This window comes from Streptomyces niphimycinicus (genome assembly GCF_018883605.1).
GTDB classification, from domain to species: domain Bacteria; phylum Actinomycetota; class Actinomycetes; order Streptomycetales; family Streptomycetaceae; genus Streptomyces; species Streptomyces niphimycinicus.
In genome coordinates this window covers 1-4,807 of record NZ_JAHLEM010000994.1, presented here as the reverse complement: position 1 = coordinate 4,807, position 4,807 = coordinate 1, and the positions used below count along the sequence as shown (strand labels likewise).

The 4,807-nt window shown below is 74.1% G+C and carries 2 protein-coding genes and 1 pseudogene; 2 read left to right on the top strand and 1 reads right to left on the bottom strand.

What is annotated here, in order from left to right:
- A pseudogene (locus KN815_RS46605) lies at positions 1 to 592 on the bottom strand (hypothetical protein); the annotation flags it as partial.
- A gap of 162 nt (positions 593 to 754) precedes the next feature.
- On the opposite strand from KN815_RS46605, the gene KN815_RS46600 reads away from it, so the two are divergent.
- Both KN815_RS46600 and KN815_RS46595 read left to right on the top strand, forming a co-directional pair.
- Positions 755 to 2,821, top strand: coding sequence for a hypothetical protein (locus tag KN815_RS46600; protein WP_216347835.1), 2,067 nt, complete (start codon positions 755 to 757; stop codon positions 2,819 to 2,821).
- Positions 2,822 to 3,020: 199 nt separating this feature from the next.
- Positions 3,021 to 4,807 (top strand): glycosyltransferase (locus KN815_RS46595; protein ID WP_216347834.1); only part of this gene is annotated, 1,787 nt, incomplete at its 3' end.

The window sequence follows — 4,807 nt, the reverse complement described above, 5'->3', positions numbered from 1 at the left end:
CGGCCCACCGCGCGACGCGAGGCACGCCGCCGCGGACCAGTACGGCCGAACGGACGCGTGTGCCAGGCACCGCCCCGCCCGCCTCCTCGGCGGCTCGGGACACCGCCCCGGGCCCGGGCATGGGCGCCTGACCTGGCGCGGGGCGGTCCGCCATGGCACCCCCCGTCGCCGTCCCCACCGCGAGTCCCGCCGCGCTCACCAGCAGGTACGTCGCCCACGCCGCGCCCGCCGCGACCAGTGCGTAGGAGCGGCCCTCCTGGGCGTAGTGGGTGACCACGGGGGTGGTCGCGTAGAGGAGTCCGGCCCACAGGCCCACCCGTGGGCGGGCCAGGCGGCAGCCCAGGGCGGCTACCAGGGCCGTGGCGGCCACGGCGGCCAGGACCGAGGGCAGACGCATGGTCACCTCGGAGGGGTGCAGCGCCAGGAGCGGGTGCATCAGGAGGTAGTAGAGGCCGTGGACGGCGTCCACGGTGCCGAGCACGTCGCGGATCTGAGGGAGGCTCCGCCGTGCCATCTGGTACGTCGCGGACTCGTCCCGCCACATCGTGCCCCGGTCCAGGCCCCACAGCCCCAGCGCCAGCATGACGGCCATCGGGAGCACGATCGCCGTCGGCGCGGAGATCCCATCGCGCTTCCGCACCCTTGCCCTCGCCTTCACCCTCATCCACCCCACATGACAACAAAAGGCATAAATACGACTATTCGCCTACAGTGTGCAGTCAGGACGACACATCCGCCGCGAAGGGCACGCGTCATGAACCGCCTCGGTATCGAAAACCCCCGCGGTCTCGTGGCCTTCGCCGCGCTGACCGGGTGTCTGGTGACCCTGGCGGTGGCCGCGCTCACCGGGGCCGGAGGGGTTTTCGCCGCGGCGGGGCTGCTGGGCTGCGGCTGTGAGCTGCTGCTGCACCGCACCGAACCGGGGCTGATGGCCCGTCTGGGGCGGTTGCACATGGGTGCCACGTCCCGCTTCGAGATCCGCTGCGTCCTGCTGCTCCTCCTGCTCGGCCGACTCCATGTCACCGGCCCCATCGGGCTGGCCGCGGCCATGACGCTGGTGCTCTGCCTGCTCGCCGGGCAGGCCCTGCACGCCGCGCTCATCACGCTGATCCGGCGGCGCCGCGCCCTCGCGGTCGCGGCCCGCAACATCGATCTGCGCCGACTGGACATCAGCGACCGGCCGCCCCGCAGGCTCACCGAATGGCCCGGTCAGCGGATGCTGGTCTACGAGCTCTCCGCCCTGCTCGGGCTGACCGCGTCGCTGCTGACCGGCGACGCCCGCTGGGTGGTGGCGGCGCTCACCCTGGCCGCCGGATCCTGTCTGATCACGGTCGTTGCGCTGGTTCCGTACCTCGTCCGGGCCATCCGCCGGCTGCCCGGCGCCGCCCAGGTGCTGGCCGAGGTCGACGCCTGGCTGATCCAGCGCCGCCCCCGTACGGTGCTGTACTTCTCCGGTCCGCGCGACCGCGCCGACCAGCTCACCCGATGGCTGGGGCCGGTGGCCGCGCTGCCCACCCCGTCCCTGGTCATCGTGCGCGAACGGGAGCTGCTGGAGGCCCTGGAGCCGACCCCGCTGCCGGTGCTGTGCGTGCCGAGCGCCGCGCATCTGTCGCAGTTGGACCTGGGCGGGGTGCGGGTCGCGCTCTACCCCGCCAACACCGGCCGGAACATCCACCTCCTGCGGATCCCCACCATGCAGCACGTCTTCCTGGCCCCCGGCGGCGACGGCGACGAGGCCGCCGCCGTCGATCCGTACAGCAAGGTCTACGACCAGGTGTGGGTGGCGGGCGAGGCGGGGCGCAGGCGCCATGTCCAGGCCGCGGTCGGCGTCGAGGACGCGGACATCGTGGAGATCGGCCGCCCGCAGCTCGACGGACTGCGCGTGGACCGAACCGGCCACACCCCCGCGCCCCTGCCCACCGTGCTGTACGCGCCCACCCGGGACGGCGCGGCGGGTGAGCCGGGTGCGGCGGGCGAGCCGGACACGGCAGGCGAGTCGATCGTACGGGCGCTGCTGGACAGCGAACGGCCCCTGCGGGTGCTCTACCGGCCGCATCCCCCCACCGGCCACCGCACCCCCGAGGCCCGCGCCGCCCACCGCCGCATCGTCGCCCTGATCCACGCCGCGAACGAGCGGCGCACCGCCGACGCCCTCGCCGAGGCACCCGAGGACGCCGAGGCGCAGCGCACCGAGGACGCCCGCCGCCGCGCCGAACTGACCAAGCACATCGCCGCGCTGGACGCGCGGCTGCGCCGGGCGGACGCCGACGAGGCCATGCTCACGCGGGACCGCGCCGCACCCGATCCGGCCCTGCTCACCGAGGCCGAGGGGCTGCGCAGGCAGTGGCACCAGGCCCACTGGGCGGCCTCACCGCCCTGGCTCCACCAGGTGATCGAGGGGGACCTGCCCACCCTCCACTCCTGCTTCGACCAGGCCGATCTGCTGATCGGCGATCTCTCCGACGTGGTCGGCGACTTCCTCGCCACCCTCAAGCCGTACGCGCTCACCGTTCCGGCGGGGCTCGACGAGGAGGAATTCCGCCGGCAGAACGTCGTGGCCAGGGCCGCCTATCTGCTCGGTCCCGGGGCATCGGCCATGCAGGACCTCCTGCGCCCGCTCTTCGACCCGTGCCTCGACGAGCTGCGCATCGCCCGCCACGAGGTGAAGGAGTTTCTGCTCGGCCCCAGCACCCCACCGTCCATCCAGCGCTTCACCGACGCCGTCGACGCGCTCGCCGAGAAGGGCGAGACGGTCGTCCGGCTGCGTGACCTCCACACGGCCCCACCCCCCGGCGCCGGACGCTGGTCCGTCATCCGATAGCAAGACATCCCACAGGCACGACGCCCACACGTACGTCACCCCGCATGTACGACACCCCACATGTACGTCACCCCGTAGCAGCACATCCCACACCCGGACCTCACCCCAGGCCCTCACCATGAGCTTCCACCCCAGGCCCCGTCCCCAGGAGCCCCCCGCACACGCCTCCTGAGCCCCCCGCACACCCTCCGGAGCCAGCATGCCGCGCAATCACCGCCCCGGCCCGCCTCCCCGTGTCAGCGTGATCGTCCCCGCCCGTGACGCCATGCCCGGGATCACCCGGGCCGTCACCTCCGCCATGGAGCAGACCCTCGGGCTCAGCCGACTCGACATCATCGCCGTCGACGACGGCTCGGCCGACGGCACCGCGGAGGAGCTGGACCGGCTCGCCGCCGGCTGCCCCTCGCTCCATGTCGTCCGCAACCCCCACCCCTGCCGCGGCGGCGCCGGCGGCCCCCGCAACACCGGACTGGCCCGCGCCCGGGGCGACTTCGTCTTCTTCCTGGACGCCGACGCCCGGCTGGCACCCGACGCGCTGCGCCGCATGGTCGCGATGGCCGACCAGAACGGCACCGACGTGGTCCTGGGCAAGATGGTCTCCCCGGACGGGCGCGGCGTTCCCAAGGCGGTCTTCCGCCACAACCAACTGCGCACCGACGCCCACAGCTCCCACGCCTACGCCACCCTGGAGCCCTGCAAGCTCTTCCGCCGCTCCCTGATCGAACGGCTGCGGCTGCGCTTCCCCGCCCACCTCCACCACGGCGAGGGCAAACCCTTCACCGCGGCCGCCTATCTCAACGCCTCCGGGATCTCCGTCGTCGCCGACTACGACTGCTACCACCTGGGCCCGGGCCGCACCGCCGCGGGTCTCGCCGACCGCGTCGACGCCATGCGGCCGCTGTTCGAGACCGCCGCCCGGCACACCCGGCCCGGCAGCCGCCGCGACGCCGTCATGCTCCACCACATCCGCCGGGAGCTGTGCCCGGCGCTGCGCGCGCTGCCGCGCGAGGACGAGACCGAGGCCCGCCGGCGGTTCCTGCCCGAACTGCGCCGATGGGCGCTGGCCCACTGCTCCGACACGCTCTTCCCCACCCTCACCGCCCCCGAGCGGCTGATGGTGCATCTGCTGCGCACCGGCCGCTTCGAGGATCTGCTGTCCGTCGTGCGCAACACCAAACGGGACGCCCGGTGCGGCCATCTCGTCGAGAAGGGCAGCGTCTACTGGCTCCACCCCTTCTTCCGCGACCCCGACGCCGAGATCCCCGACGCCTGTTTCGACGTCACCGACCGGCTGCCGGTCCGCCACCACCTCGCGGGCGCCGCCTGGCACGGCCGCAGCACCCTGCGGGTACGCGGCCGGGCGGCCATCGACGGACTGGAGACCGACCCCGAGGAGGACCGCGCCGAGCTGGTGCTGCGCCGCCGCGAGGCACGTGACGAGGTGCGGATCCCGGCGGTGGCCACGGCGGAGGACGACCCCGCGGAGTTCGCGGCGGATGTGAACATCGCCGCGGCCGACGGCGGCGCACCGCTGCGCCCCGGCGTCTGGGACGTCTTCCTCGACGTCCGCGCCCAGGGCATCAGCCGCACCGTACGGTTCGGCAACCGCCATGACGACACCCTCGACATCGGCACCGCGCGCCGGGTGGTGGCCGCCGGGCCGGGGCTGCGCGCCCGGGTCACGCCGTACTTCACCAGCCCGTACCGCAATCTCTCCCTCGACATCGGCCCGGCCCCGCGCGGCGCGCCCTGCGAGGTGACCGAGGCCGTATGGCATCCGTCGGACAAGGGCACCCTGGTCGTGGCCGGACGGCTGCTGCCGCCCGGCACCCCGGCGCGCGGACGGCTGCTGCGGCTGCGCGCCGAGCACGCCGACGGACGGGTCTTCGACCATCCGGTGCGGTTCGCCGCGGGGCATCCGGCGGGCGCCTTCACCGCCCGGCTGCCGGTACGGGACCTGGGCCGCGGCCGGTGGACGGTGACGCT

Excerpts from the sequence above, each read along its gene's own strand:
- KN815_RS46600 (WP_216347835.1), top strand. The coding sequence starts at position 755 with ATGAACCGCCTCGGTATCGAAAACCCCCGCGGTCTCGTGGCCTTCGCC.